The organism is Microbulbifer okhotskensis, from assembly GCF_023895975.1.
GTDB classification, from domain to species: domain Bacteria; phylum Pseudomonadota; class Gammaproteobacteria; order Pseudomonadales; family Cellvibrionaceae; genus Microbulbifer; species Microbulbifer okhotskensis.
In genome coordinates, this window is record NZ_JALBWM010000281.1 from 1 (window position 1) to 1,391 (window position 1,391).

Genomic DNA, 1,391 nt, shown 5'->3' on the forward strand with positions numbered 1-1,391 from the left:
CCTAGGCTTTTATTGGACAAATTCAAATTTTTTGAGGTTAGTACTGAATAGTTACTAGAGACTAAGTCCAAACTAGAAGTTGCCACTTATTTTTACGCCACTAAAATTCTACCACAAACTGCCCCAACTTTCTCCGCACCGCCGGTAAAGAGTTGGCGGCAGCTATTAGGGCTCTGAATTCAAATCTCGCCTTAAGGGATTTCCCAGTTACTATTTTACGGCCACGCTCGGTAATATCAATAACCTTCTTGTCCTCCCTATGGCGCAATTCTGAATACCCTGTGAGCCGCCCTGCTACAATCCGCGCAGCCAACTCAACAGCATCTGCAATCCCCAAGTTCATTCCTCGTCCGCCTACTGGGGAGTGGCAGTGGGCTGCATCACCAGCGAGGTGTACCCTACCTCTTGAATAGGTCTCGGCCTGGCGTATTGAAACCTTAAAGGTCCCCTGACGACGAACTCTCTTAATATCTAATTCCATCGGGAAAGCTCCTATGGCATCTTCACAGCTGGCCACCAAACGATGACGCCCCTCCCCTAAAGGTACTGCAACTGCTACCAACCCGGACTCCATTTTTACCAATGTGAACTTTCTTCTTGGGGGCCAGCCATCGGTATCAACATCGGCAATCGACCATTCCTCCTCCAGATCAAACCCAGGAAAATTAATACCTGCAGCCTCACGAACAGTACTGCGGATACCATCCGCTCCAATCACAAGATCGAAACGGTCCTCATCACCCGTATCAAACTGAGCAACTACCCCGTCTCTATACTCAGATAGGGATATAAGCTCTTTCTGATATTCAACTTCAACCCCCATACTTGATAGCACTTGGTCCATAAGGGCTTCGGTCCTATCTTGAGGCAATCCGAGAATAGTGGGGAAATAGGTTCGATCCGAGTGAAGGGGGAATTCAAGTGCTAGTTGCTTATCCAGATAAATGCACGCTGCTTGAACAGCAATACCTTCAGCTATCAATTTCTCTGAAACGCCAGACTTTGAGAGCAGTTCAAGACTGCGGGAAGTGATCCCCACAGCCCTACTTAGGGTAGATGCGCTATCCCGGCGGTCAATAACTCTTGGCAACAAACCAAGGCGAGCAAGCTCAACTGCAACGGTTAGACCCGTAGGTCCCGCACCAACAACCAGAACTTTCACAAGCCACCTCAAATAACTTCGCTATCAAGCCACTGCTACCTACAGAAAGTATAAACTTGACTGTCCGGTTCCACCCCTCCACATAAAACGCTTGTAGTGGTCTAATACTTCCGGACACTTCGCCAAGATTGTAAAACTACCCGGGCGCACTAAATATAAATATATTTTTATATTAACAATACTTCGGACAGTTTTAAGAGGCGAAATGGGTAGGAACCATGGACATGTA

The 1,391-nt window shown here is 47.3% G+C and carries 1 protein-coding gene; it reads right to left on the reverse strand.

The genetic code is table 11. The features are described from left to right. Positions 1-100 precede the first annotated feature (100 nt). On the reverse strand, positions 101-1,162 hold the full coding sequence (locus MO867_RS22045) for an FAD-dependent oxidoreductase (protein ID WP_252473172.1): 1,062 nt from the start codon (positions 1,160-1,162) through the stop codon (positions 101-103). Between the last annotated feature and the right edge of the window lie 229 nt (positions 1,163-1,391).